The sequence below is a fragment of the Exiguobacterium sp. R-39 genome, assembly GCF_049942815.1.
GTDB lineage: Bacteria > Bacillota > Bacilli > Exiguobacteriales > Exiguobacteriaceae > Exiguobacterium_A.
The window spans coordinates 93058-115477 of sequence record NZ_CP187965.1 but is presented as its reverse complement, the minus strand read 5'-3'; the positions used below and the strand labels follow the sequence as shown (position 1 = coordinate 115477).

Genomic DNA, 22420 nt, shown 5'->3' with positions numbered 1-22420 from the left:
ACCTCCCTTTCGCTTATTCCTCTTCAGTAACAACTGGTGCGACAGGCGCTTGAACTTCTTCGAGTGCTGGAGTCGCGTTCGGGATGTTGTCGTCGTCGTCGTCTTTCATTTCGATCTCTTCATCTTCGGCAGACATCATCTTAACATCCATACCAAGGGATTGAAGCTCTTTAATGAGGACTCGGAACGATTCCGGCACGCCCGGTTGTGGTACATTTTCGCCTTTAACGATCGCTTCATATGCTTTAACACGACCGATTGTATCATCGGACTTGATTGTCAGGATCTCTTGGAGCGTATAAGCGGCACCGTATGCTTCCAGTGCCCATACTTCCATCTCACCGAAACGCTGTCCACCGAACTGGGCTTTACCACCGAGCGGCTGCTGCGTAACGAGCGAGTAAGGACCCGTCGAACGTGCGTGAAGTTTATCATCGACCATGTGGGCGAGTTTGATCATATACATGACACCAACCGAGATGCGGTTATCGAAGGCTTCACCAGAACGTCCATCATAAAGGATCGTTTTAGCGTCGCGGTCCATACCGGCCTCTTCAATCGTTGCCCAAACATCTTCCTCACGTGCACCATCGAATACCGGCGATGCAACTTTGATTCCGAGTTGGCGTGCAGCCATACCAAGGTGAAGTTCGAGCAACTGCCCGATGTTCATCCGTGATGGTACACCAAGTGGATTCAACATGATGTCGATTGGTGTGCCGTCTGGCATGTACGGCATGTCTTCTTCAGGCAGGATACGTGAGATAACACCTTTGTTACCGTGACGTCCCGCCATTTTATCTCCTTCGTGAATCTTACGCTTCTGAACGATGTACGCACGGATCAACTGGTTGACACCAGGTGACAGTTCGTCGCCGTTATCACGATCGAAGATTTTCACGTCAAGGATGATTCCGTCTCCGCCGTGTGGAACACGAAGTGACGTATCACGAACTTCACGTGCTTTTTCACCGAAGATTGCATGAAGCAGGCGTTCTTCAGCTGTCAATTCCGTTACGCCCTTAGGTGTAACTTTACCGACCAGGATATCCCCGTCTTTAACTTCAGCACCGACACGGATGATTCCGCGGTCGTCGAGGTTTTTCAGGGCGTCGTCACCGACGTTTGGAATGTCACGCGTGATCTCTTCCGGTCCGAGTTTTGTATCACGTGATTCACACTCATATTCTTCAATGTGGATCGACGTGTAGACGTCGTCTTTCACGAGACGTTCGCTCATGATGACAGCATCCTCGTAGTTGTAACCATCCCATGTCATGAAACCGACGAGTACGTTACGACCAAGCGCAAGTTCCCCACCGTCCATCGATGGACCATCTGCAAGGATCTCGCCTTTATCGACAGGATCGCCTACTTTGATAATTGGTTTTTGGTTATAGCACGTTCCTTGGTTAGAACGGATGAATTTCTGGATTTTGTAACGGTCAAGTTCTCCCTGAACGATGTTACCATCGACTTCCGTCGTACGACGGACAAGGATTTCACGGGCCGTTACACGCTCAGCGATACCTGAATGTTTTGCAACAACAGCAGCACCTGAGTCTTTTGCAGACACGTACTCCATTCCGGTACCGACAATCGGTGATTCCGGATCAAGAAGAGGTACGGCCTGACGTTGCATGTTCGCTCCCATGAGGGCACGGTTCGAGTCATCGTTCTCTAAGAACGGGATACATGCCGTCGCTGCCGAAACAACCTGTTTCGGTGAAACGTCCATGTAGTCGACACGAGCTGGTTCGACAGACAAGTTTTGTCCGCGGAAACGTGACAAGACGTGTGTATCTTGGAACGTCTTCTCTTCCGTCAACAACATGTTTGCCTGTGCGACGACGTAGAGATCCTCTTCGTCGGCCGTCATGTAGTGAATTTCATTCGTGACGACACCCGTTTCCGGATCGACACGACGGTATGGCGCTTCGATGAAACCATACTCATTGACTTTCGCGAACGAAGACAGTGAGTTGATCAGCCCGATGTTCGGACCCTCAGGCGTTTCAATCGGACACATACGGGAATAATGCGAGTAGTGAACATCTCGGACTTCAAAGCCGGCACGCTCACGTGTGAGACCACCGGGTCCAAGTGCAGATAGACGACGTTTGTGCGTCAATTCCGCAAGCGGGTTCGTTTGGTCCATGAACTGTGATAACTGCGAGCTACCGAAGAACTCTTTAATCGATGCGATAACAGGACGAATGTTGATCAATGCCTGTGGCGTGATCGCATTCTGGTCTTGAATCGACATCCGCTCCTTGACGACACGTTCCATACGGGAAAGCCCGATCCGGAACTGGTTTTGGAGCAATTCACCGACTGAACGGAGACGACGGTTACCGAGGTGGTCGATATCGTCTGTCGTTCCTACTTCATGCAACAAGTTGAAGAAATAGTTGATGGCAGCAATCATGTCAGCAGGCGTGATGTGCTTGATGTCACGATCGATGTTACCGTTACCGATGATATTGATGATGCGTTCACCTTCAGCATCGTCCGGTGCGAACACCTTGATCGACTGTAAGTTGAAGGCTTCGCCTTGCGTTACGCCGCCAGTTGGCGTCGCTTCGATGTAACCGACAGATCCTTCAAGGAATGGCAAGACTTTGTCGAGCATGCGACGGTCAAGAACCGTTCCTTCTTCTGCGATCACTTCCCCTGTTTCCGGATCGACAAGCGTTTCCGCAAGTTTCTGCCCGAACAGACGATTCTTCAGATGAAGTTTTTTGTTGATTTTATAACGACCAACGTTTGCCAAATCATAACGTTTCGGGTCAAAGAACCGTGACACGAGAAGTGCTTTCGCATTTTCGACAGTCGGTGGCTCTCCCGGACGCAGACGCTCATAAATTTCAATGAGGGCTTTTTCCGTTGTTTCTGTATTATCTTTTTCAAGGGAGTTACGGAGGTACTCATCATCTCCAAGGAGATCGATGATTTCCTGATCCGTACCGAAACCAAGAGCACGTAAAAGAACCGTTACTGGAATCTTACGCGTGCGGTCGATTCGGACGTATACGATATCCTTCGCATCTGTCTCAAGTTCGAGCCATGCTCCACGGTTCGGGATGACCGTTGCCGAAAATCCACGTTTACCGTTTTTATCTAACTTATTGTTGTAATACACACTTGGCGAACGAACAAGCTGGGAAACGATAACTCGTTCCGCACCATTAATAATGAATGTTCCCGACTCCGTCATAAGCGGGAAGTCACCCATAAAGACTTCTTGTTCCTTCAATTCACCCGTCTCTTTGTTTTGAAGACGGACTTTTACGCGTAGTGGTGCCGAATAGGTCACATCGCGCTCTTTTGATTCATCAATCGAATACTTCGGCTCTCCGAGCGAGTAGTCGATGAATTCTAATACGAGATTTCCTGTGAAGTCGGAAATCGGCGAGATATCATGAAACATCTCACGAAGACCTTCCCGTAGGAACCATTCGTATGAATTCGTTTGAATCTCAATAAGGTTTGGAAGTTCTAAAACTTCGCTGATACGTGCATAGCTTCTTCTCTGACGGTGACGACCGTACTGAACAAGTTGACCAGTCAACTGATTCACCTCTCAGACCCAGTTCTTCTTCTTGAGAAGGACGGGTGTAATATCGAACATTGAAGCCATTTTTTGACCGATAAGCGCAAAAAAGCGACGTCTTGTCTACTCAATCATCTGTAGTCGAGAACGCCAGCTGCTTCAAACTGCTTATCCAAAAATCACTCCAATGGCATTTTATAATACTATCATAGACATTAGACAAGGTCAACGACAAATCACTCGATTTGTCAAGACCGAATTGATTTAAATATCGAATACCCTTTATCGCGGGTAACCGTCTCACATGAACCAAACACTTCTTCCATCAACTTCTTCGCTGATGGACCACCTTGTTTCTTTTGAATGACGACCCATAAGGCACCGCCCACTTCAAGATGATCATACGCTTCCCGCAAAATCCGGTGAACAACCGGCTTCCCCGCCCGAATCGGTGGATTCGTCACGATCGCTGCAAACGTCTGTTCAGCCACGCCAGCATATCCGTCACTTACACCGGTCGTCACGGAAACACCATTCGCACGTGCATTGTCAGCCGCAAGCTCAAGAGCCCGCTCGTTTACATCTACTAAAACGGCTTCTCGTCCGGTTGTTTTCGCAAGCGAAATGCCCATCGGACCATATCCGCACCCGACATCCAAAATTGCTCCCGGTACATCCGGCTCCACAAAGGCTTCAATCAGTAAACGCGAACCGAAATCCACGCCGCCTTTTGAAAACACTCCATGATCCGAAGTGAAGCGGAACGTTTCACCACGTAAGACGAATTCCCACGACTTTGGATCCCGTTTCGAGGAGGGATCATTTGTGTAATAATGATCTGCCATGTTTCCTTCCCCTCTCTATATTAAAGTTGAAAACAAAAGAAGCCCGCAAAGCGAGCTTCTTTTGTTTTAAGTGAAGAAGAAAATTACTTAACTTCTACGCTTGCGCCAGCTTCTTCAAGCTTAGCTTTGATTGCGTCAGCGTCTTCTTTCGAAACGCCTTCTTTAACTGGAGCCGGAGTTCCGTCAACGAGTGCTTTCGCTTCTTTAAGACCGAGGCCTGTCAATTCGCGAACTGCTTTGATGACGTTGATTTTACCAGAACCTGCGCTAGTAAGGATTACGTCGAATTCAGTTTGCTCTTCAGCTGCTGCTGCGCCTGCACCTGCTGCTGCTACTGGAGCTGCTGCTGATACGCCGAATTCTTCTTCGATTGTTTTTACGAGTTCGTTAAGTTCAAGAACAGTCATGCCCTTGAGGTCTTCGATAAATTGCTCTTTGTTGAAAGCCATTATGGTTTTCCTCCTTTGATTTAACCCACGTTGGGGTGTGAAAAATTGTGTGTTTGCCTATCCCGCTAAGCGGACATTAAGCAGATTGTTCTTCTTTTTGCTCTGCAATTGCGTTCGTTGCCACCGCAAGACCACGGATTGGCGCTTGAAGCACGCTGAGAAGCATCGAAAGGAGACCTTCGCGTGATGGAAGTTCCGCAAGGGCTTTGACATCTTCTACTGAAGTGACTTTGCCTTCGATGATACCACCTTTAAGCTCAAGAGCTTTGTGGTCTTTCGAGAAGTTGTTTAAAATCTTAGCTGGAGCGATAACGTCTTCATTGCTGAAGGCGATCGCAGTAGGACCTGTAAAGACTTCGTCAAGACCCTCAAGATTGCTTTGAACTGCAGCACGGCGGAGGAGACCGTTTTTGTAAACTTTGAATTCAACACCCGCTTCGCGGAGTTGTTTACGAAGTTCTGTTACTTCGTCTACTGTGAGACCACGGTAGTCGACGACGATTGTTCCAGCGCTCGCTTGCATTTTCTCAGCGATCTCAGTTACGAGATCCGCTTTGACAGCGATAACTTTTTCGTTTGCCATTTCTGTTGCACCTCCTGGTAAATGGAATGTACCGGCGCGAGGGGCTGCTCGATTTCAAATAAAAAGCCTCCGTCTGCAAGGCAGAGGAGGCGTAATCGTCAAAAAGGATACCTGAACAAACAGGCTCTCTGAGCAAGAACACCTCGGAAGGGTTTATGCTCAATCGATGAGCACCTTCTGTCTACGGTATGTCGAATATATCAACGTTTTATACTGTAACAGCGTTCTTAGAACGTTGTCAAGTTCGTTTTAGACGAAATTATTTCGCAAAGTCAGCTGAAGATACTTTTACACCAGGACCCATTGTTGAAGCGATCGCGATGTTTTTAAGGTAGATACCTTTAGCAGTAGCAGGCTTAACTTTAACGAGAGTTTCGATGACTGTGTTGATGTTCTCAACCAATTTAGCGTCATCAAATGATTTTTTACCGACTGGAACGTGGATGTTACCAGATTTGTCGACACGGTACTCAACTTTACCAGCTTTGATATCGTTGATTGCTTTCGTGACGTCAAATGTAACTGTTCCTGTTTTCGGGTTAGGCATGAGGCCTTTAGGTCCGAGAACACGGCCGAGTTTACCAACTTCACCCATCATGTCAGGTGTCGCAACGATAACATCGAAGTCGAACCATCCTTGTTGGATTTTAGTGATGTACTCAGAATCACCAGCGAAGTCTGCTCCAGCAGCTTCCGCTTCTTTTAATTTCTCACCTTTAGCAAAGACGAGAACTTTTTGTGTTTTACCAGTACCGTGTGGCAATACGACTGCTCCACGGATTTGTTGATCTGCTTTCTTCGGATCGACTCCGAGACGAACAGCAAGTTCGATTGTTTCATCGAATTTCGCAGTTGCAGACTTTTTAGTTAAGTCTACCGCTTCAGCGAGTTCGTATGAAACCGTACGATCGATAAGTTTAGCAGCTTCTTTATACTTCTTACCCATTTTAGGTTCCTCCTTTGTGGTTGTGCGGAAAATCCTCCCACATAATGAAAGGGTAGCAAGGCTTCAAGTAACTATCCGCCTGCGACCCTCATCGTTGTTCATTGCAATCAAAAGACTCAGTCTTCGATTACGATACCCATAGAACGTGCAGTACCTTCAACCATCAACATCGCTGTTTCAACAGATGCTGCGTTGAGGTCTGGCATTTTCGTTTCAGCGATTTCGCGAACTTTGTCACGTTTGACAGTCGCTACTTTCTTACGGTTAGGCTCGCCTGAACCGCTCTCGATTCCAGCTGCTTTCTTCAAGAGAACTGCTGCTGGTGGAGTTTTAGTAATAAACGTAAATGAACGATCTTCAAAAACCGTGATGACTACAGGAATAATCAAGCCGGCTTGGTCTTGTGTACGAGCGTTGAACTCTTTACAGAAGCCCATGATGTTCACACCTGCTTGACCGAGTGCCGGTCCAACTGGTGGAGCTGGGTTTGCTTTGCCCGCAGGAATTTGAAGTTTAACTAGTTTCATAACCTTCTTCGCCACGAGACACACCTCCTTAATTCTTTAATGTGGTTTAATTGGACGTTGCGCGTCCTCCCACTCATTCTATTCGACGAGTAATTTATCGAAATAAGCACAACATCAAACAGGAAAAATTGTACCATTAAAATAAAAGTTTCGCAATAGGAAACTTAATCTATTTTCTCAACTTGTGAGAAATCGAGCTCTACTTTCGTTTCACGACCGAACATATCGACAGAAACCTTCATTTTCTCTGTTTCTGTTTCAAGTTCTTCGATCGTACCTTCCAGGTTCGCAAAGACACCTTCTTTGATCCGTACGATTTGTCCCATTGTAAAGTCATAACGACTCTTCATGTCAACAAGTCCCATTGATCCGAGAATGTTTTCCGCTTCTTCTGGAAGAAGTGGTGTCGGTTTTGAACCGCCGCCAACCGAACCGAGGAATCCCGTGACGTTCGGTGTGTTACGGACGACATACCAAGAATCATCCGTCATGACCATCTCCACGAGGACATACCCCGGGAAAATCTTGATTTCACGTTCCTTGATTTTCGTTTCACCTTTTTTGTTTGTTACTTCTTCCTGTACCGTTTCGATTGGAACGAGTACACGGAAGATTTTCTCGTCCATGTTCATGGATTCAATCCGACGCTCAAGATTTGCCTTGACGTTATTTTCGAATCCAGAGTACGTTTGGACAACAAACCACTGCTTATCCATGGTACGTCACCTCTTCTTTTTACTTAATCAACCAACTCATGAATGCGCTGAGCCCTGAATCGATACCGAAGATGAAGACACCCATAAAAATGACCATACCGATTACAGTCAGTGTATACTTCGTCAGTTCTTTTCGTTTCGGCCAGCTCGTCTTTTTCAGTTCATTCCATACGTCACGCAAAAATTTCATCGTACTTTCCCTCCAGGATGTAGTAAATGGGGATAGATGAAGCCTTATTTCGCTTCTTTATGAATCGTATGCGCGTTACAACGGCGACAGAACTTCTTCAGTTCCAAGCGGATGCTGACATCCTCTTTTTTCATCGTCGTGTAGTCGCGGGCACCGCAAATATCACAAGCAAGGCCTACTTTCTTCGCCATCTCAAACGACCTCCTTCTTTGCCACTCCTTCTCTTCAAGAAGAGAATCCTCTCTAAAAAAGAGCGTAAAAAAAAACGCCTATGAGCGGCGTCTCGCTAGTAAGGCGCTATTTATACAGTAGCACACCCGGTTAACGGGGTCAATCCACCTCTCGGTCAGACAGTCAGTTTTCGTGCTTCAAGATACCGTTCCAGCTTTTTCTTCACACGTTGAAGGGCATTATCGATTGACTTGACATGACGATCGAGATCATCTGAGATTTCCTGATAGGTTCTTCCGTCGAGATAGAGCGCCAGTACTTTTCGCTCTAGATCACTAAGGATCTCATCCATCTTACTTTCAATATCCGCATACTCTTCCCGGTTCACAATCAACACTTGCGGATCTGACGGGGCTGTCGATGTGATGATATCGAGTAAAGTCCGTTCCGATTCGTCATCGTAAATCGGTTTATCGAGCGAAATGTAGGAATTCAACGGAATATGTTTTTGACGCGTTGCGGTTTTGATTGCTGTAATCATTTGCCGGGTAATACACAGCTCAGCAAAGCCTTTGAACGAAGCCAGCTTATCCGTACGGTAATCCCGGACTGCCTTATACAGGCCGATCATACCTTCCTGGATGATGTCTTCCCGGTCCGCTCCGATTAAAAAGTAAGACCGTGCCTTGGCGCGCACGAAGTTCCGATACCGCTCGATCAGAAATTCGAGCGCATCACTGTTGTCAAATACCTTCGCTTGTTCCACAAGCGCCTCATCGGTCATGCACTCAAACTGGTCGAACGAAACCAAACTCATCCGTCATCCCTCCAAGCTTCTCTAACAAACTAATCGATTGTTTCTAATTATACAATAATTTCCTGTCTTACGACAATGAAAATTGGCATGACCTCTTTTTTTACTCTGTTGATCGTGCGGAGACGTGACACCCGAAGAATCAAAAAAAGCGAATTTCACGACTTTATCGTGAATCCGCTTTTTCATTTTCTTCATGAATCTGAATTTTTACGCCGCCGGATCTCTTCAAGCCGTTCAATGACATCAGCCGGCATATCGATTGTCGAACGTGGTTTCTTGCTCGTCTTCGACGCAATCGTCTGTCCACGGATGACGGCAACCGCCGCCTTCCAGTCCCGTCGTAATTCCTGCGCCGAGATCCGAAGGGCACCGAGCGTGAAGATGACCCACTGTTCGGTGAAATCGTTTGTCGCAACCGTCAGCTTGACCCGGATATCCTGTAACCATTCCGCCGCTGTTTTCTCAATCCATTCATCCGCCGTTTCGTTTTCCCGTGTATAGATGACTTCGATACCGCTTTTCCTGATCCGGGATTCTCTCCCCGGTTGGAGATAGGCATCGAAGACAATCGTCACATTGATTCCTGTCACGGCCTGGTACTCGGCCATCGCATCGACCAATCGTTCCCGTGCTAATTCAAAATCCTGCTCCCGCAATGTCCGGAATTCCGGCCATGCGCCAATGATATTGTAGCCATCAACGATCAGACGGTCGTATTTCATCGCGAATACGGCTTTCTTGTCCGGTAGACCTCATATAACAACAACGAGGCAGCAACCGATGCGTTGAGTGACGTGACATGTCCTGCCATCGGGAGATGTACAAGGAAATCGCATTTTTCACGGACAAGCCGGCTCATGCCTTTTCCTTCGCTGCCGATGACGATTCCAAGTGGCATCGTTCCGTCGAGCGTCCGGTAGTCATCACTCTCACGGGCATCCGTCCCGACAAACCAGATCCCTTTTTTCTTTAAATCTTCCATTGTCCGCGTCAAGTTCGTCACACGAACGACCGGGATATGTTCGATCGCCCCCGTTGAAGCTTTCGCGACAACCTGTGTCAATCCGACAGACCGGCGTTTCGGAATAATGATCCCGTGGGCACCGACGGCATCTGCCGTCCGGAGAATCGATCCGAGATTATGCGGATCTTCGAGTTCATCGAGTAAAATCATCAATGGCGTCTCGTCTTTCTTTTCTGCCAGTGCAAAGATATCGTCGAGTTCTGCATACTCATAGGCAGCGACGGCAGCAACGACACCCTGGTGATTGTCGCTTCCCGTCAAACCGTGTAATTTCGAGCGTGGAACGATTTGTGTCTGGACACCTGCCTCTTTCGCCATCGCATGGATGACGGCAAGCGGTCCTTTCTGTTGCCCTTCTTGGATGAAGAGCTTGTTCATCTCACGACCCGTCCGTAACGCTTCGAGAACCGGATTCCGTCCGTATAAGAAATCCTGTCCTTCCTCGAGCGGTTCGATCACGATGGTCTCTTCTTGTTTGGGCTCAACTTTCTTCTGTTTCGTTTTTTCGCCATGCGGCTTGTCTTTTTGTTTACGCGCCGATTGGAACGATTTATTTTCCGTCCGTTGCTTCGGCTTCGAGTAATTCGAGCGCTTGTCCGATGAGTTCTTCAAGACGATCCCCTCCTTCTGCAAGATAGACATATCCGAGCAATGCCTCAAACGCCGTTGCGTACCGGTACGTATGGACGTCCGTACTTTTCGGAACGGAACCTGATTTAGCGTTCTTCCCGCGCCGGACGACAGCCTGCTCTTCTTCTGTCAACGTATTTTCATTTAACCAGTGTGTCACGACGAAGGCTTGCGCCTGAGCACGGACATAGCGGATGGCCGCTTGATGCAGTTCACCCGGTTTGACATATCCTTTTTCAAGCAACCGTTCCCGGACATGCATTTCATAGACAACATCGCCCATGTAGGCGAGTGCCAGCGCATTTAATTGTTTGTAGTTCTTCATCCGCGCTTCCACCGCATCCCTTGCGCTGTATCCTCAAGCAGGATGCCTTGGTCACGCAGTTGATCACGGATCGCGTCCGCACGGGCGAAGTCCCGTTCTTTCCGTGCCGTATCCCGATCACTAATCAGCTGTTCGACTTCTTCATCGAGTAACCCTTTTTCGATTGTCAACGTGACTCCGAGGACTGTCGATAGTTCATCAAAGACTGCCAGGAATCGTTCCAGCACTTCTGTTGCGACCTGGTCTTCCCCAAGATAGAGGTTGGCTTCCTTCGACAGATCAAACAAATCGGTCACAGCGTTCGCTGTATTGAAATCATCATCCATCGATGTGATGAAATGCTGTTTGATTTCTTCGATCCGGTTCAGCCATTTGTCCGTTGCCGTTCCAAGATTAGCCGTCATCGTCAAACGGTGTTCGACGTTTGCGACCGATTCACGGATCCGTGCCAACCCGTTTGCTGCCTGATCGATCAGATCACGGCTGTAGTTGATCGGATGACGGTACTGGACTGACAGCATGAAGAAACGTAAGACCATCGGATCGACGGCTTGAATCGCTTCGTGGACCGTCAGGAAGTTGCCCAGTGATTTTGACATCTTTTCATTTTCGATGTTAAGGAACCCGTTATGCATCCAGTAGTTTGCAAACTTCTGTGAGTTGCACGCTTCCGATTGGGCAATCTCATTTTCATGGTGCGGGAATTTAAGGTCTTGTCCGCCTGCATGAATATCAATCGTATCCCCGAGATACTTTTTCGCCATCGCTGAGCACTCGATGTGCCAGCCGGGACGGCCTTCTCCCCATGGACTCGTCCATGCCGGTTCACCCGGTTTCGCTGCTTTCCATAGGACGAAATCGAGCGGATCTTCTTTTTTCTCGCCGACTTCGATCCGCGCACCCGAGCGGAGTTCATCAATCGACTGTTGACTTAGCTGACCGTAATCTTTAAAGCTGCGTGTCCGGAAGTAGACATCTCCGCTTGACGCATAGGCATTCCCTTTTTCGACGAGCACTTCGATGAAAGCGATGATATCGTCCATCGTTTCCGTGACGAGCGGATGAATATCCGCTTTTTGGACATTCAACGCACCTGTATCCGCGTGATAGGCTTCGATGAATCGTTTCGTCAGTGCATGGTAATCTTCTCCGAGCTCATTCGCTGTCCGGATGATTTTATCGTCGACATCCGTGAAGTTCGAGACATATTTAACGTCATAGCCCCGGTACGTAAAGTAGCGGCGGACCGTATCAAAGACGATGGCCGGACGGGCATTCCCGATATGGATGTAGTTATAGACGGTTGGTCCACAAACATACATCTTGACCTTTCCTTCTTCGAGCGGTTTAAACGGTTCCTTTTTTCCGGTCATGCTGTTGTAAAGTTGTATCATGGCGGTGTCCTCCTTTTATTCGTTCAATCTCACGTTTTAATTGTTCAAGTTCCAGTTCAACCCGTTCCTGGCATTCACGAACCGGATCGGGTAATTGATGATCAAGCGGTGCATCGACTTTTATTCCGTCTTGTATCACGACACGTCCGGGAATTCCGACAACTGTCGCATTTGACGGTACATTTTTTAGAACAACGGAGCTTGCGCCAATCTTCGATGAATCACCAATCGTGATATCACCGAGTACGCGTGCTCCGGCTGATACGAGGACACCATTTCCGAGTGTCGGATGCCGTTTGCCCGTTTCTTTCCCTGTTCCCCCCAGTGTCACACCTTGGAACAGGGTGACATCGTCGCCGATAATCGCCGTTTCCCCAATGACGACTCCCATACCATGGTCGATGAAGAGACGCCGGCCGATTGTCGCACCGGGATGAATCTCAATTCCCGTCAGGAACCGGCTGAATTGCGACAACAGCCGTGCGGCAAGATGCAAATTCATCTTCCACATACGATGAGCCAACCGGTGCATCCAGACGGCATGTAATCCCGGATAGGTCAAGACGACTTCCATCGTACTCCGGGCTGCCGGATCCTGTTTAAATACATTGCGGATATCTTCACGCATCCGTGTCATGTTCGTTCTCCTCTCCATAAGAAAAAGCGCCCCCGTGCATCGCTGCACAGAGACGCCAATCAGCGCGGTCCCACTCTGTTTGGATGAACTGAATCATCCCTCTCCGGTCCGTTAACGCCGGAGATACGTCTACGCCTACTCTCACTGATTTCGGGCAGCACTCAGAGGGGCATTTCGAAAGCGCGTCCGTTCAAGCTTTCTCACCACTCAAGCTTGTCTCTGTACAACGGACATCGTTCCTACTTTCCTCATCTACGCTTTATTTTATGCGTCCAGACGCGCAAGTACGCGGTCTTTTCCTAATAATTGAATCGTGTTCGGAAGCTCCGGTCCGTGTGTTTGTCCGGTCGTTGCGACACGGATTGGCATGAACAGATTTTTCCCTTTTTGTCCGGTTGCTTTTTGGGTTGCTTTGATTGCCCCTTTAATGGCTTCCGGTGTCCATTCTTCAAGTGTCCGCAACTGGTTCGCGAATTCACTCAAGACTGCAGGAACGGTTTCTCCTGCCAAGACAGTGTTTGCCTCTTCATCATACACCAGTTCATCCTCAAAGAACATCTCTGAAAGCTCGACGATTTCTGCGCCATGTGTCATCTGTTCCCGGTATAATCCGACCAGGTTTTGTGCCCAGACGAGCTCTTCTTCCGTCGGTTCGCTTGAAACACGTCCCGCGTCTTGCAGGAACGGCAGACTTGCTTCGAATACTTCTTCGAACGATTGGTGTTTCATGTATTGACCGTTGATCCAAGCCAGTTTTTGCTGGTCAAAGACAGCTGGACTTTTCGAAAGACGGGACGCATCGAAAATCTCGATGAACTCTTCTTTTGTGAAGATTTCCTGTTCACCGACCGGCGACCAGCCAAGTAACGTCACGAAGTTCAGTAATGCTTCCGGCAAGTAACCGAGATCTTTATACTGCTCGATGTATTGGATGATCGACTGATCACGTTTCGAGAGTTTTTTGTGTTCTTCGTTGACAATCAATGTCATGTGACCGAATGTCGGATAGTCCCAACCGAACGCATCATAAATCATCATCTGCTTCGGTGTGTTCGAAATATGGTCGTCTCCACGCAGGACGTGGCTGATTTCCATCAAGTGATCATCAACGACGACAGCAAAGTTGTACGTCGGAATCCCGTCTTTTTTAACGATGACCCAATCGCCGAAGTCTTTTGATTCGAACGAGACGTCTTCTTTGACGATATCGTTCCATGTGTAGGTGACGCTTTCCGGAACACGGATCCGAATCGACGGTGTCCGGCCTTCTGCAACGAACGCCTCTTCTTGTTCTTGCGTCAGGTTGCGGTGTGCACCTGAATAACGTGGTGCTTCCCCACGGGCGATTTGCGCTTCCCGTTCTGCTTCGAGCTCTTCCGATGTCATATAACAGCGGTAAGCCAGTCCTTTTTCAAGTAACTCGTCTGTGTATTTTTTGTACAGATCGAGCCGTTCCATTTGGAAGTAAGGACCATAGTCACCACCGCGACCCGGACCTTCATCCCAGTCGATGCCGAGCCATTCGAGGTACTTCATCTGACTTTCCACACCACCATCGATGTTTCGTTTCTGATCCGTATCCTCAATACGTAAAATCATCTTGCCGCCTGCGTGTCGTGCAAACAGGTAGTTAAACAATGCTGTTCGTGCGTTTCCAATATGAAGGTGTCCCGTTGGACTTGGTGCATAACGTACACGTACTTCTGCCATTACCGATCCACTCCTTTAGTCTAAAATTCGCTTACCTAGTATACCTTATTCTTCGATTCGTTTCAGCAAAATCACAGCCTGACATGCGATTCCTTCTTCACGTCCCGTAAAGCCTAGCCATTCCGTCGTCGTCGCCTTGACGTTGATCTGTTCGATATCCGCTTCAAGAAGTTCCGCGATCCGTGCCCGCATCGTATCGATGTATGGACGCAACTTTGGAGCTTGTGCAATGACGGTCGCGTCTAAATTGCCCAGTTCATAACCTTGTGCTTTGACGAGTGCATAAACGTGCTGCAACAATTTTGCTGAGTCGGCGTCTTTAAATTCCGGGTCCGTATCGGGGAAGTGTTTCCCGATATCGCCCGCTGCGATCGCACCAAGAGCCGCGTCAGCAATCGTATGTAACAGGACGTCAGCATCCGAGTGACCGAGCAACCCTTTCGTATGCGGAATCTCAATCCCGCCTAAAATCAGTTTGCGGTCCTCTGCAAAAGCATGTACATCAAATCCTTGTCCAATTCGGATCATCTTCATTTCCCCCGTTTCGTTAGAATGGCTTCTCCAAACAATAAATCGTCCGGCGTCGTCACTTTAATGTTCTCGTATTGTCCGGTGACCCAAGTCACCGTTCCTCCGTCCCATTCTATCAAACTTGCGTCATCCGTACCTAAAAATTCCGTCGCTGCCTTCGCATGAACAGTTCGAATCCGCTCTAACTCAAAGGCTTGCGGTGTTTGGGCTGCCATCAGCTGATCCCGGGGAACCGTCTCGACAATCGCGTCGCCGTCAATCCGTTTGACGGTATCTTTGATCGGCACACCTAAAATCGCAGCTCCGGTCTGTTCAGCTGCTTTGACGACCTGCTGAATCGATTCGATGGTCACGAATGGTCGGGCTCCGTCATGAATCAGGACGATACCGGGTGCTGTCACCGCTTCTAATCCACGCTTCACACTTTCCTGACGCTCGCGTCCACCCGGGACGAGACGGATCGACGTCTTGTATGGTGCCGTGATACGTTCGAACCACGATTGCTCCACCGGATTGATCGCCAAAATGATTTCAAGACAAGCCGGGTCCTGCTCAAAGACATCCAGTGTCCATTCGATGATGGACCGGTTTCGTAACGTCAGCATTAATTTGTTTCGATCCGCCCCCATCCGTTTCCCTGCTCCGGCGGCCGGAATGACAATCCGGTATGTGTGCTCTTTCATCTAGTTCCCTCTTTTCCCATAAGTAAAGACTGCCAAAAGAGATTTGGCAGTCTGCTGTTTATTTTTCCTGGGGTTTCGCGAAAATCATCCGTCCGGCAGACGTCTGCAGAACACTGGTCACGACAACACCAATCGTTTTCGAAATCAAATGTTTTCCTTCTTCAACGACGACCATCGTTCCATCCTCGAGGTAGGCAATTCCTTGTTTTTGCTCTTTTCCTTCTTTGATGACGAGGACCGTCATCTCTTCACCGGGGATGACCACTTGCTTGACGGCATTCGCCAAATCGTTGATGTTCAAGACCGGTACGTTCCGTACTTCACAGACCTTATTTAAGTTGTAGTCGTTCGTGACGACGATTCCTTTAATCAGTTCTGCCAGCTTAATCAACTTGATGTCGACTTCCGGAACATCCTCAAAGTCCCCGTCATAAATCTCGACTTCCATGCCGGGAATCGATTGCAATTCCTTCAGCACATCGAGCCCGCGACGTCCGCGGTTTCGCTTCAGTGTATCTGATGAATCCGCAATATACTGCAACTCGCCGATGACGAATTGCGGAACAATCAGTTTGCCTTCGACAAATCCTGTTTTTGCGATATCCGTAATCCGACCATCGATGATGACACTCGTATCGAGGACTTTACTGTTTGATTTTGCGACAACAACAGGCTCAGCCGCTTTTTTCTCCGTCTGATTGTTACTGTTGCGCAAGAAGACTTTCGTCAGTTCGTGACGCTTCCGGTAGCCGACCGTAAATCCGAGGTAACCGAACAGTACTGCGACTATCATGGTTAACACATTACTGAGTAAAGGAATACCGACAAGTTCAATCAGCATGCTGACAAGAAAAGCCATGACGAGACCAACCAATAAGCCGAATGTGCCGAAAAATAGATCGGCGACAGGTGCTTTCACTAACTTTTCTTCTAAAAACCGGAGAAGCCGAATCACAGAATCCGTAATGAATAATCCAATTAATAAAAATATGAGTGCACCAATCGTTCCTGTTACGTATGTGGTCATCAACCATTCCGGGAAAGCCATCTTCGTCGCCGCTTCAATCAGCTGAAACAATTGAGGAAGCAACAAGATACCAAGCGCAAGACCTAGTAACGCAAAAAAGATCCTGATGACGATTTTCAATCTTCCCACCTCCTTTTATTATTTTAAGTTCATTGTAACATGTATTTATTTGAATCACCTACGCCTTAAGATGGGGAAACTGTTTACAGGTCTGTTACACCTTCCCCATCTTTTGCCGTAGTTGAACCCGCTTAAAACGGAATCGTTTCCCGTAATGCTTCATCCACACTCTCGACTCCGATTACCGTGATACCGGGTGGATATGTCCAGCCCCCCAGATTGTTTTTCGGAATGATGGCACGGGTGAAACCAAGCTTCGCCGCTTCCGCGACCCGTTGTTCGATCCGTGAGACGCGTCTGACTTCGCCCGTCAGGCCAACTTCGCCGATGACGACATCTGTTGGTCGGGTCGGCTTATCGCGGAAACTGGATGCGACCGCGACACAAATTGCTAAATCGATGGCCGGTTCATCAAGTTTGACTCCACCCGCCGCCTTAAGATACGCATCTTGCGTCTGGAGCAACAAGCCCGACCGTTTTTCTAAAACAGCCATCAGCAAAGCGACTTTATTCTGATCAATCCCGGTCGCCATACGACGCGGGTTACCAAACGATGTCGGAGAAATCAATGCTTGCAGTTCCACAAGAACTGTCCGAGTTCCCTCCATCGAGGCGACGATGGTCGAACCGGATACACCGGATGTCCGTTCTTCGAGGAAAATCTCCGATGGATTCAAGACTTCTTCAAGACCGGATTCACGCATTTCAAAAATACCGATTTCATTCGTCGAACCGAACCGGTTTTTGACCGCCCGTAAAATCCGGAACGTGTGGTGGCGTTCTCCTTCAAAGTACAGAACGGCATCTACCATATGCTCAAGTAAACGCGGTCCGGCAATCGATCCTTGTTTGGTTACGTGACCGACGATGAAGATTGCAATACCACGACTCTTAGCGATTTTCATCAGCATCGCTGTACATTCCCGGACTTGCGTGACACTGCCCGGAGCCGACTGAATCTCATCGATATACACGGTTTGAATGGAGTCAATGATCAAAAAGCCCGGGTTTTCTTCATCGACGACCCGTTCGATCATGTTCATGTCTGTCTCACTCAAGACAAACAGGTCCTGTGTCGGTAATCCGAGGCGTTCCGCCCGCAGTTTCGTTTGTTTCAGCGATTCTTCCCCTGAAATGTACAGGACTTTTTCTCCACGCGCCGCAAGACGGGCACTGGTTTGAAGCAAGATCGTCGACTTCCCGATTCCGGGATCGCCGCCGACAAGAACCATCGAGCCCGGTACGATTCCACCACCGAGGACCCGGTCAAATTCACCGCTGCCTGTAAAGACACGGCTTTCTTCCTGTGACAAGATATTCGATAAGCGTTCCGGTTTTAATTGTTTGGTTGTCGTATGCACGAAGGCAGAACCGCGCCGTGCTTTTTTCTCTTCAACGACTTCTTCGACCATCGTGTTCCATTCGCCACAGCCGGAACAGCGTCCCATCCATTTGGGAGATTCCGTACCACAACTCTGGCAGACAAATTTCGTCTTTATTTTAGCCACGCGATTCATCCTTTCTTTTTATCAAGAAAAAAATCCAGCTTTCGCCACATACTTGCGAAAGCTGGACCCTGTTGATCAATTATTCGGTCGTTGCTGGTTCAGCCTGATGACGGCGGACGATGAATTCACCATCTTCGACATCAAGTGCCACCCGCTCACCTTTTTGAATATCACCTGCAAGCAAGGCTTCTGACAAACGATCCTCTGCTTCCCGTTGAAGAGCACGACGGATCGGACGGGCTCCGTATTCCGGATCGTATCCGATATCCGCGATTTTCGAAAGCGCGGCTGGCGTCAACTCGAAATGCACTTGTTGTTCCGCAAGACGTTTTTCAAGCGTTTTCGCCATTAATTTCACGATTTCTTCGATGTGTTTTTTCTCGAGTGAGTGGAAGACGATTGTTTCGTCAATCCGGTTCAAGAATTCAGGGCGGAAGGCTTTTTTCAGCTCATCCATGACTTTCCCCTTCATGTCTTTGTACTCGCGGTCCGTATCATCGGAGACTGCGAAACCAACGTATTTGTTACGTTTGAGTGCACTTGCTCCGACGTTTGACGTCATGACGATGATCGTATTTCGGAAGTCGACTGTCCGGCCTTTTGAATCCGTCAAGCGACCGTCGTCAAGCACTTGAAGCAAGATGTTGAAGACTTCAGGGTGTGCTTTTTCGATTTCATCAAGCAAGATGACAGAGTATGGTTTCCGGCGTACTTTTTCTGTTAACTGACCGCCTTCTTCATACCCGACGTATCCCGGAGGAGAACCGACAAGACGACTTGTCGCATGTTTCTCCATGTATTCGGACATATCGATCCGGATGATGGCATCTTCGTCACCGAACATCGCTTCCGCGACAGCCCGGGCCAGTTCCGTTTTACCGACACCGGTTGGTCCGAGGAAGATAAATGAACCAATTGGACGTTTTGGATCTTTTAAACCGGCGCGTGCACGACGGATTGCTTTGGAAATCGATTTAACGGCTTCATTTTGACCGATGACACGTCCATGAAGGATTTCTTCAAGACGCAATAAGCGGTCGGTTTCTTCTTCTGCAATCTTCGTGACCGGAACACCTGTCCAGTTGGCGACGACTTGTGCGATATCCTCTTTCGTCACTTCTAATTTTTCGTTGCCTTGCTTGTTCTGCCATTCTTCTTTCAAACGTTCCAATTCATCACGCAATTTTTGTTCTGTATCACGGAGACTGGCTGCTTTTTCGAATTCTTGACTTTGAACGGCTTCATCTTTGTCTTTACGAATACCTTCAAGCTTCGCTTCGACTTCTTTTAGGTTCGGTGGTGCTGTATAGGAGCGCAAACGAACTTTTGAAGCGGCTTCATCAATCAAGTCAATCGCTTTATCCGGTAGGAAACGATCCGAGATGTAGCGGTCCGAGAGTGTTACCGCTTCTTGGATTGCTTCATCCGTGATCGTCACCCGGTGATGTGCTTCATAACGGTCACGAAGACCAAACAAGATTTGTGTCGCTTCATCTGTTGTAGGTTCAGCCACTTGAATCGGTTGGAAACGACGTTCGAGTGCCGCATCTTTTTCGATGTATTTCCGGTACTCATCGAGTGTCGTTGCTCCGATACACTGGAGTTCACCACGGGCGAGTGACGGCTTGAGGATGTTCGAGGCATCAATTGCCCCTTCTGCTCCGCCGGCACCGATCAATGTGTGCAATTCGTCGATGAAGAGAATGATATTACCGGCCTGACGAATCTCATCCATGACTTTTTTCAAGCGGTCTTCGAACTCACCACGGTATTTTGTACCGGCGACGAGTGTTCCCATATCGAGAACCATGACGCGTTTATTCCGTAACGTCTCCGGCACTTCATTGTTAATGATTTGTTGGGCAAGACCTTCGACGACGGCTGTTTTACCAACACCCGGCTCTCCGATCAAGACCGGATTGTTTTTTGTCCGACGGCTTAAGACTTCAATGACACGTTGGATTTCTTTCGCACGGCCGATCACTGGATCAAGACGTGTTTCCCGTGCCTGTTGTGTCAAGTCGCGTGCGAGACCGTCAAGCGTCGGTGTTGCGACACCAGATCCTGCTTGCGACGCATTGGCTGTCGTTTCACTGTTACCAAGCAGTTGAAGCACCTGCTGACGGGCTTTAGAGAGGCTGATGCCAAGGTTGTTTAAGACACGTGCTGCGACGCCTTCTCCTTCACGGATCAGACCGAGTAAGAGATGCTCTGTACCGACATACGAATGACCGAGTTTACGGGCCTCATCCATCGACAGCTCGATGACTTTTTTCGCGCGTGGTGTATAGTGAATCGTCGTCGCACCGTCTTGGCCGCGACCGATTAAAGCTTCAACTTCCATTTGAATCTTATCTGAACTGAGTCCGAGTGCTGTTAAGGCTTTCGCCGCAATCCCGTCTCCTTCACGTACAAGTCCGAGTAAAATGTGTTCTGTCCCGATATTATGGTGACCAAGACGTACCGCTTCTTCTTGAGCAAGTGCGAGTACGCGTTGAGCACGTTCTGTGAATCGTCCAAACATCATTACGCAAAACCTCCTTGTGTGTGATCCCTGTTTGTCTGTTCGGTTAACATCTGACGAATGATACTCGCTCGTTCGATGTCCCGTTCTCTTGATGTTAATTGTTTCCCGAAATGCTTTTGTAGAAAACCTGTTTGTAGCGATACAAGTAAATGATGGAATAAGTTTGGCGGAAGTTCCACGGCCAAACCGAGGCTATCGGCTAACCGGACATCGGATAAACGCTCCGTTGCTTCCCGTGCCGTAATTAATCGGGCCGATTGCAAAATTCCGGATGACCGGTAAAGCCGGTCTTCTAGTTCTTCTTGATACGTCTCCAATAATCCTTTTCTTGCCGCTTGTTCTGCCTCAATTAATGCTTCAACAGCAAATTGATAATCCGTAATCAGCATATCCTCACTCGCACCAAGTGTCCGTTGATTCGATAATTGGAACATTCGACCGGAAGCATCGCTTCCTTCGCCGTAACGCCCGCGAATCGCAAAACCGAGCTGCCGCAGGTGTTTAATATACCCTTGGATTTGATTGGTCAGGACGAGTCCCGGTAAATGCAACATCACCGAGGCCCGTAGGCCTGTGCCGACGTTACTCGGACAAGTCGTCAAATAACCGAGCGTATCATCAAAAGCTATCTTGAAGCGTTCACTGATTAAACGATCGACCTGCTTTGCCACCCGAAAAGCTTCTTCTAACTGCAAACCCGGTAACAGGGTTTGAATACGAAAATGATCTTCTTCATTCACCATGACACTGATCTGTTCATCTTCACTGATAAAAAGTCCGGTTCGTGGGTGTGTCGCAAGGGCAGGACTGATCAAATGTTTTTCTACTAAAGCAGTTCGCGTTAAGGCATCAACTTGATCGACCCGCCCGAATTGAAATCCTTTTAGTCCGGATAATTGACGTTCTGTTTCGTTGATTAACGCATTTGCCTGTTCTTCTGTCATTCTTGTCGAAAAAGGATAATGGGCTACATTACGCGCTAAGCGAATTCGTGTCGAAACGACGATATCATCGTAAGGTGCCTGTTGATCCATCTTTTGACTAAGAGGTTGCGTCAATAGTTCTTCAAACATGGCGCAAATCCTCCTCCACATTTACAATCTGCTGTTTAATGAGTTCTGCTTCTTCATAGTCTTCCGATAAAATCTTACGGTTCAACTGTTCTTTGAGTCGACTCAACTGTTGTGCCAATCTTTTTTCGACCGACTCTTCTTCAGGACGTGAACCATAATGTTTCGTATGACCGTGTTGAAACTGACGAATCATCCCATCTACTTCTTCTTTGAAAAACGAATAGCATGTTGCACAACCAACTTTTCGCAAATGTAAAAGTTGTTGGCGTGTCATCCCACATGAAGGACAAGCGGTTTCTTGATAGGCTTTTGCCAGTTCTTTTACACAAACTGAACAAAGAACTTGTTCTGTTCCCTCTTGATCTTGTGGGAGTTTGACACGGACGACAGCTTCTCGTTCACCACACCGCTGACAACGCATACACATTCCTCCC

General features: G+C 48.2%; 23 protein-coding genes and 2 other annotated features. All 23 genes read right to left on the bottom strand.

Going from position 1 to position 22420, the window contains the following annotated elements; all coding sequences use genetic code 11:
* Positions 1–13: 13 nt before the first annotated feature.
* The 23 genes from rpoB to ACP26N_RS00525 all read right to left on the bottom strand — a co-directional run bounded on the left by rpoB (position 14) and on the right by ACP26N_RS00525 (position 22407).
* A complete protein-coding gene (rpoB, locus tag ACP26N_RS00635) occupies positions 14–3571 on the bottom strand; it encodes a DNA-directed RNA polymerase subunit beta (RefSeq protein WP_131504436.1) in 3558 nt (1185 codons plus the stop codon).
* A gap of 230 nt (positions 3572–3801) precedes the next feature.
* Positions 3802–4398 carry a class I SAM-dependent methyltransferase gene (locus tag ACP26N_RS00630; protein WP_131504435.1) on the bottom strand — a complete coding sequence of 199 codons (597 nt, stop codon included), beginning with the start codon at positions 4396–4398 and terminating at the stop codon, positions 3802–3804.
* Positions 4399–4481: 83 nt separating this feature from the next.
* A complete protein-coding gene (gene rplL / locus ACP26N_RS00625) occupies positions 4482–4847 on the bottom strand; it encodes a 50S ribosomal protein L7/L12 (RefSeq protein WP_012368999.1) in 366 nt (121 codons plus the stop codon).
* Positions 4848–4923: 76 nt separating this feature from the next.
* Positions 4924–5430, bottom strand: a complete 507-nt coding sequence (rplJ, locus tag ACP26N_RS00620) for a 50S ribosomal protein L10 (protein WP_131504434.1) — start codon at positions 5428–5430, stop codon at positions 4924–4926.
* A gap of 50 nt (positions 5431–5480) precedes the next feature.
* Positions 5481–5635 (bottom strand) — a sequence feature (ribosomal protein L10 leader region).
* A 54-nt stretch (positions 5636–5689) separates the two neighbouring features.
* Positions 5690–6376 (bottom strand): 50S ribosomal protein L1, encoded by a 687-nt coding sequence (rplA, locus tag ACP26N_RS00615; protein ID WP_034769418.1) that lies wholly within the window; start codon positions 6374–6376, stop codon positions 5690–5692.
* 116 nt (positions 6377–6492) lie between these two features.
* The gene (gene rplK / locus ACP26N_RS00610) at positions 6493–6918 is read right to left on the bottom strand and encodes a 50S ribosomal protein L11 (RefSeq protein WP_012368996.1); all 426 of its coding nucleotides are present in this window, start codon (positions 6916–6918) and stop codon (positions 6493–6495) included.
* Positions 6919–7067: 149 nt separating this feature from the next.
* Positions 7068–7619, bottom strand: coding sequence for a transcription termination/antitermination protein NusG (gene nusG, locus ACP26N_RS00605; RefSeq protein ID WP_026826909.1), 552 nt, complete (start codon positions 7617–7619; stop codon positions 7068–7070).
* A gap of 19 nt (positions 7620–7638) precedes the next feature.
* Entirely contained in the window at positions 7639–7809 is a 171-nt protein-coding gene (gene secE / locus ACP26N_RS00600) for a preprotein translocase subunit SecE (RefSeq protein ID WP_014969138.1), read from the bottom strand.
* A gap of 44 nt (positions 7810–7853) precedes the next feature.
* On the bottom strand, positions 7854–8000 hold the full coding sequence (gene rpmG, locus ACP26N_RS00595) for a 50S ribosomal protein L33 (RefSeq protein WP_012368993.1): 147 nt from the start codon (positions 7998–8000) through the stop codon (positions 7854–7856).
* 155 nt (positions 8001–8155) lie between these two features.
* The gene (gene sigH, locus ACP26N_RS00590; protein WP_012368992.1) at positions 8156–8797 is read right to left on the bottom strand and encodes an RNA polymerase sporulation sigma factor SigH; all 642 of its coding nucleotides are present in this window, start codon (positions 8795–8797) and stop codon (positions 8156–8158) included.
* A gap of 191 nt (positions 8798–8988) precedes the next feature.
* Positions 8989–9519, bottom strand: coding sequence for an NYN domain-containing protein (locus tag ACP26N_RS00585; protein WP_131504432.1), 531 nt, complete (start codon positions 9517–9519; stop codon positions 8989–8991).
* Positions 9516–10280, bottom strand: a complete 765-nt coding sequence (gene rlmB, locus ACP26N_RS00580; RefSeq protein ID WP_026826906.1) for a 23S rRNA (guanosine(2251)-2'-O)-methyltransferase RlmB — start codon at positions 10278–10280, stop codon at positions 9516–9518. The genes ACP26N_RS00585 and rlmB overlap by 4 nt, the downstream gene beginning before the upstream one ends.
* Positions 10281–10371: 91 nt before the next feature.
* Positions 10372–10776 carry a Mini-ribonuclease 3 gene (locus tag ACP26N_RS00575; RefSeq protein ID WP_131504431.1) on the bottom strand — a complete coding sequence of 135 codons (405 nt, stop codon included), beginning with the start codon at positions 10774–10776 and terminating at the stop codon, positions 10372–10374.
* Entirely contained in the window at positions 10773–12170 is a 1398-nt protein-coding gene (cysS, locus tag ACP26N_RS00570; protein WP_426354429.1) for a cysteine--tRNA ligase, read from the bottom strand. The genes ACP26N_RS00575 and cysS overlap by 4 nt, the downstream gene beginning before the upstream one ends.
* Positions 12124–12807, bottom strand: a complete 684-nt coding sequence (gene cysE / locus ACP26N_RS00565) for a serine O-acetyltransferase (protein WP_034769411.1) — start codon at positions 12805–12807, stop codon at positions 12124–12126. Before cysE ends, cysS begins: the two co-directional genes overlap by 47 nt.
* Before the next feature lie 45 nt (positions 12808–12852).
* Positions 12853–13071 (bottom strand) — a binding site (T-box leader).
* Positions 13072–14517: a glutamate--tRNA ligase gene (gene gltX / locus ACP26N_RS00560; protein WP_026826903.1), complete on the bottom strand. Its 1446-nt coding sequence runs from the start codon at positions 14515–14517 to the stop codon at positions 13072–13074.
* Positions 14518–14562: 45 nt separating this feature from the next.
* Positions 14563–15045: a 2-C-methyl-D-erythritol 2,4-cyclodiphosphate synthase gene (ispF, locus tag ACP26N_RS00555; RefSeq protein WP_041261398.1), complete on the bottom strand. Its 483-nt coding sequence runs from the start codon at positions 15043–15045 to the stop codon at positions 14563–14565.
* Between the two features lie 2 nt (positions 15046–15047).
* Positions 15048–15731: a 2-C-methyl-D-erythritol 4-phosphate cytidylyltransferase gene (gene ispD, locus ACP26N_RS00550; protein WP_131973667.1), complete on the bottom strand. Its 684-nt coding sequence runs from the start codon at positions 15729–15731 to the stop codon at positions 15048–15050.
* Positions 15732–15789: 58 nt separating this feature from the next.
* Positions 15790–16878 carry a PIN/TRAM domain-containing protein gene (locus ACP26N_RS00545; protein ID WP_114597357.1) on the bottom strand — a complete coding sequence of 363 codons (1089 nt, stop codon included), beginning with the start codon at positions 16876–16878 and terminating at the stop codon, positions 15790–15792.
* Positions 16879–17009: 131 nt separating this feature from the next.
* Positions 17010–18386, bottom strand: a complete 1377-nt coding sequence (radA, locus tag ACP26N_RS00540) for a DNA repair protein RadA (RefSeq protein WP_255508409.1) — start codon at positions 18384–18386, stop codon at positions 17010–17012.
* Between the two features lie 79 nt (positions 18387–18465).
* Positions 18466–20913 (bottom strand): ATP-dependent protease ATP-binding subunit ClpC, encoded by a 2448-nt coding sequence (gene clpC, locus ACP26N_RS00535; RefSeq protein ID WP_131504426.1) that lies wholly within the window; start codon positions 20911–20913, stop codon positions 18466–18468.
* The gene (locus ACP26N_RS00530) at positions 20913–21986 is read right to left on the bottom strand and encodes a protein arginine kinase (protein WP_188004980.1); all 1074 of its coding nucleotides are present in this window, start codon (positions 21984–21986) and stop codon (positions 20913–20915) included. The genes clpC and ACP26N_RS00530 overlap by 1 nt, the downstream gene beginning before the upstream one ends.
* Positions 21979–22407, bottom strand: a complete 429-nt coding sequence (locus tag ACP26N_RS00525; protein WP_114597353.1) for a hypothetical protein — start codon at positions 22405–22407, stop codon at positions 21979–21981. The genes ACP26N_RS00530 and ACP26N_RS00525 overlap by 8 nt, the downstream gene beginning before the upstream one ends.
* Positions 22408–22420 lie beyond the last annotated feature (13 nt).

Coding starts and splice junctions, on each gene's coding strand:
- rpmG (WP_012368993.1), bottom strand. CDS start 8,000: ATGGCGAAGAAAGTAGGCCTTGCTTGTGATATTTGCGGTGCCCGCGAC.
- clpC (WP_131504426.1), bottom strand. CDS start 20,913: ATGATGTTTGGACGATTCACAGAACGTGCTCAACGCGTACTCGCACTT.
- ACP26N_RS00630 (WP_131504435.1), bottom strand. CDS start 4,398: ATGGCAGATCATTATTACACAAATGATCCCTCCTCGAAACGGGATCCA.
- ACP26N_RS00585 (WP_131504432.1), bottom strand. CDS start 9,519: ATGAAATACGACCGTCTGATCGTTGATGGCTACAATATCATTGGCGCA.
- ACP26N_RS00525 (WP_114597353.1), bottom strand. CDS start 22,407: ATGCGTTGTCAGCGGTGTGGTGAACGAGAAGCTGTCGTCCGTGTCAAA.
- ACP26N_RS00530 (WP_188004980.1), bottom strand. CDS start 21,986: ATGTTTGAAGAACTATTGACGCAACCTCTTAGTCAAAAGATGGATCAA.
- secE (WP_014969138.1), bottom strand. CDS start 7,809: ATGAAATTTTTGCGTGACGTATGGAATGAACTGAAAAAGACGAGCTGG.
- rplL (WP_012368999.1), bottom strand. CDS start 4,847: ATGGCTTTCAACAAAGAGCAATTTATCGAAGACCTCAAGGGCATGACT.
- gltX (WP_026826903.1), bottom strand. CDS start 14,517: ATGGCAGAAGTACGTGTACGTTATGCACCAAGTCCAACGGGACACCTT.
- cysS (WP_426354429.1), bottom strand. CDS start 12,170: ATGATACAACTTTACAACAGCATGACCGGAAAAAAGGAACCGTTTAAA.
- ispD (WP_131973667.1), bottom strand. CDS start 15,731: ATGAAAGAGCACACATACCGGATTGTCATTCCGGCCGCCGGAGCAGGG.
- cysE (WP_034769411.1), bottom strand. CDS start 12,807: ATGACACGGATGCGTGAAGATATCCGCAATGTATTTAAACAGGATCCG.
- ACP26N_RS00575 (WP_131504431.1), bottom strand. CDS start 10,776: ATGAAGAACTACAAACAATTAAATGCGCTGGCACTCGCCTACATGGGC.
- nusG (WP_026826909.1), bottom strand. CDS start 7,619: ATGGATAAGCAGTGGTTTGTTGTCCAAACGTACTCTGGATTCGAAAAT.
- rplJ (WP_131504434.1), bottom strand. CDS start 5,430: ATGGCAAACGAAAAAGTTATCGCTGTCAAAGCGGATCTCGTAACTGAG.
- sigH (WP_012368992.1), bottom strand. CDS start 8,797: ATGAGTTTGGTTTCGTTCGACCAGTTTGAGTGCATGACCGATGAGGCG.
- ispF (WP_041261398.1), bottom strand. CDS start 15,045: ATGATCCGAATTGGACAAGGATTTGATGTACATGCTTTTGCAGAGGAC.
- rplA (WP_034769418.1), bottom strand. CDS start 6,376: ATGGGTAAGAAGTATAAAGAAGCTGCTAAACTTATCGATCGTACGGTT.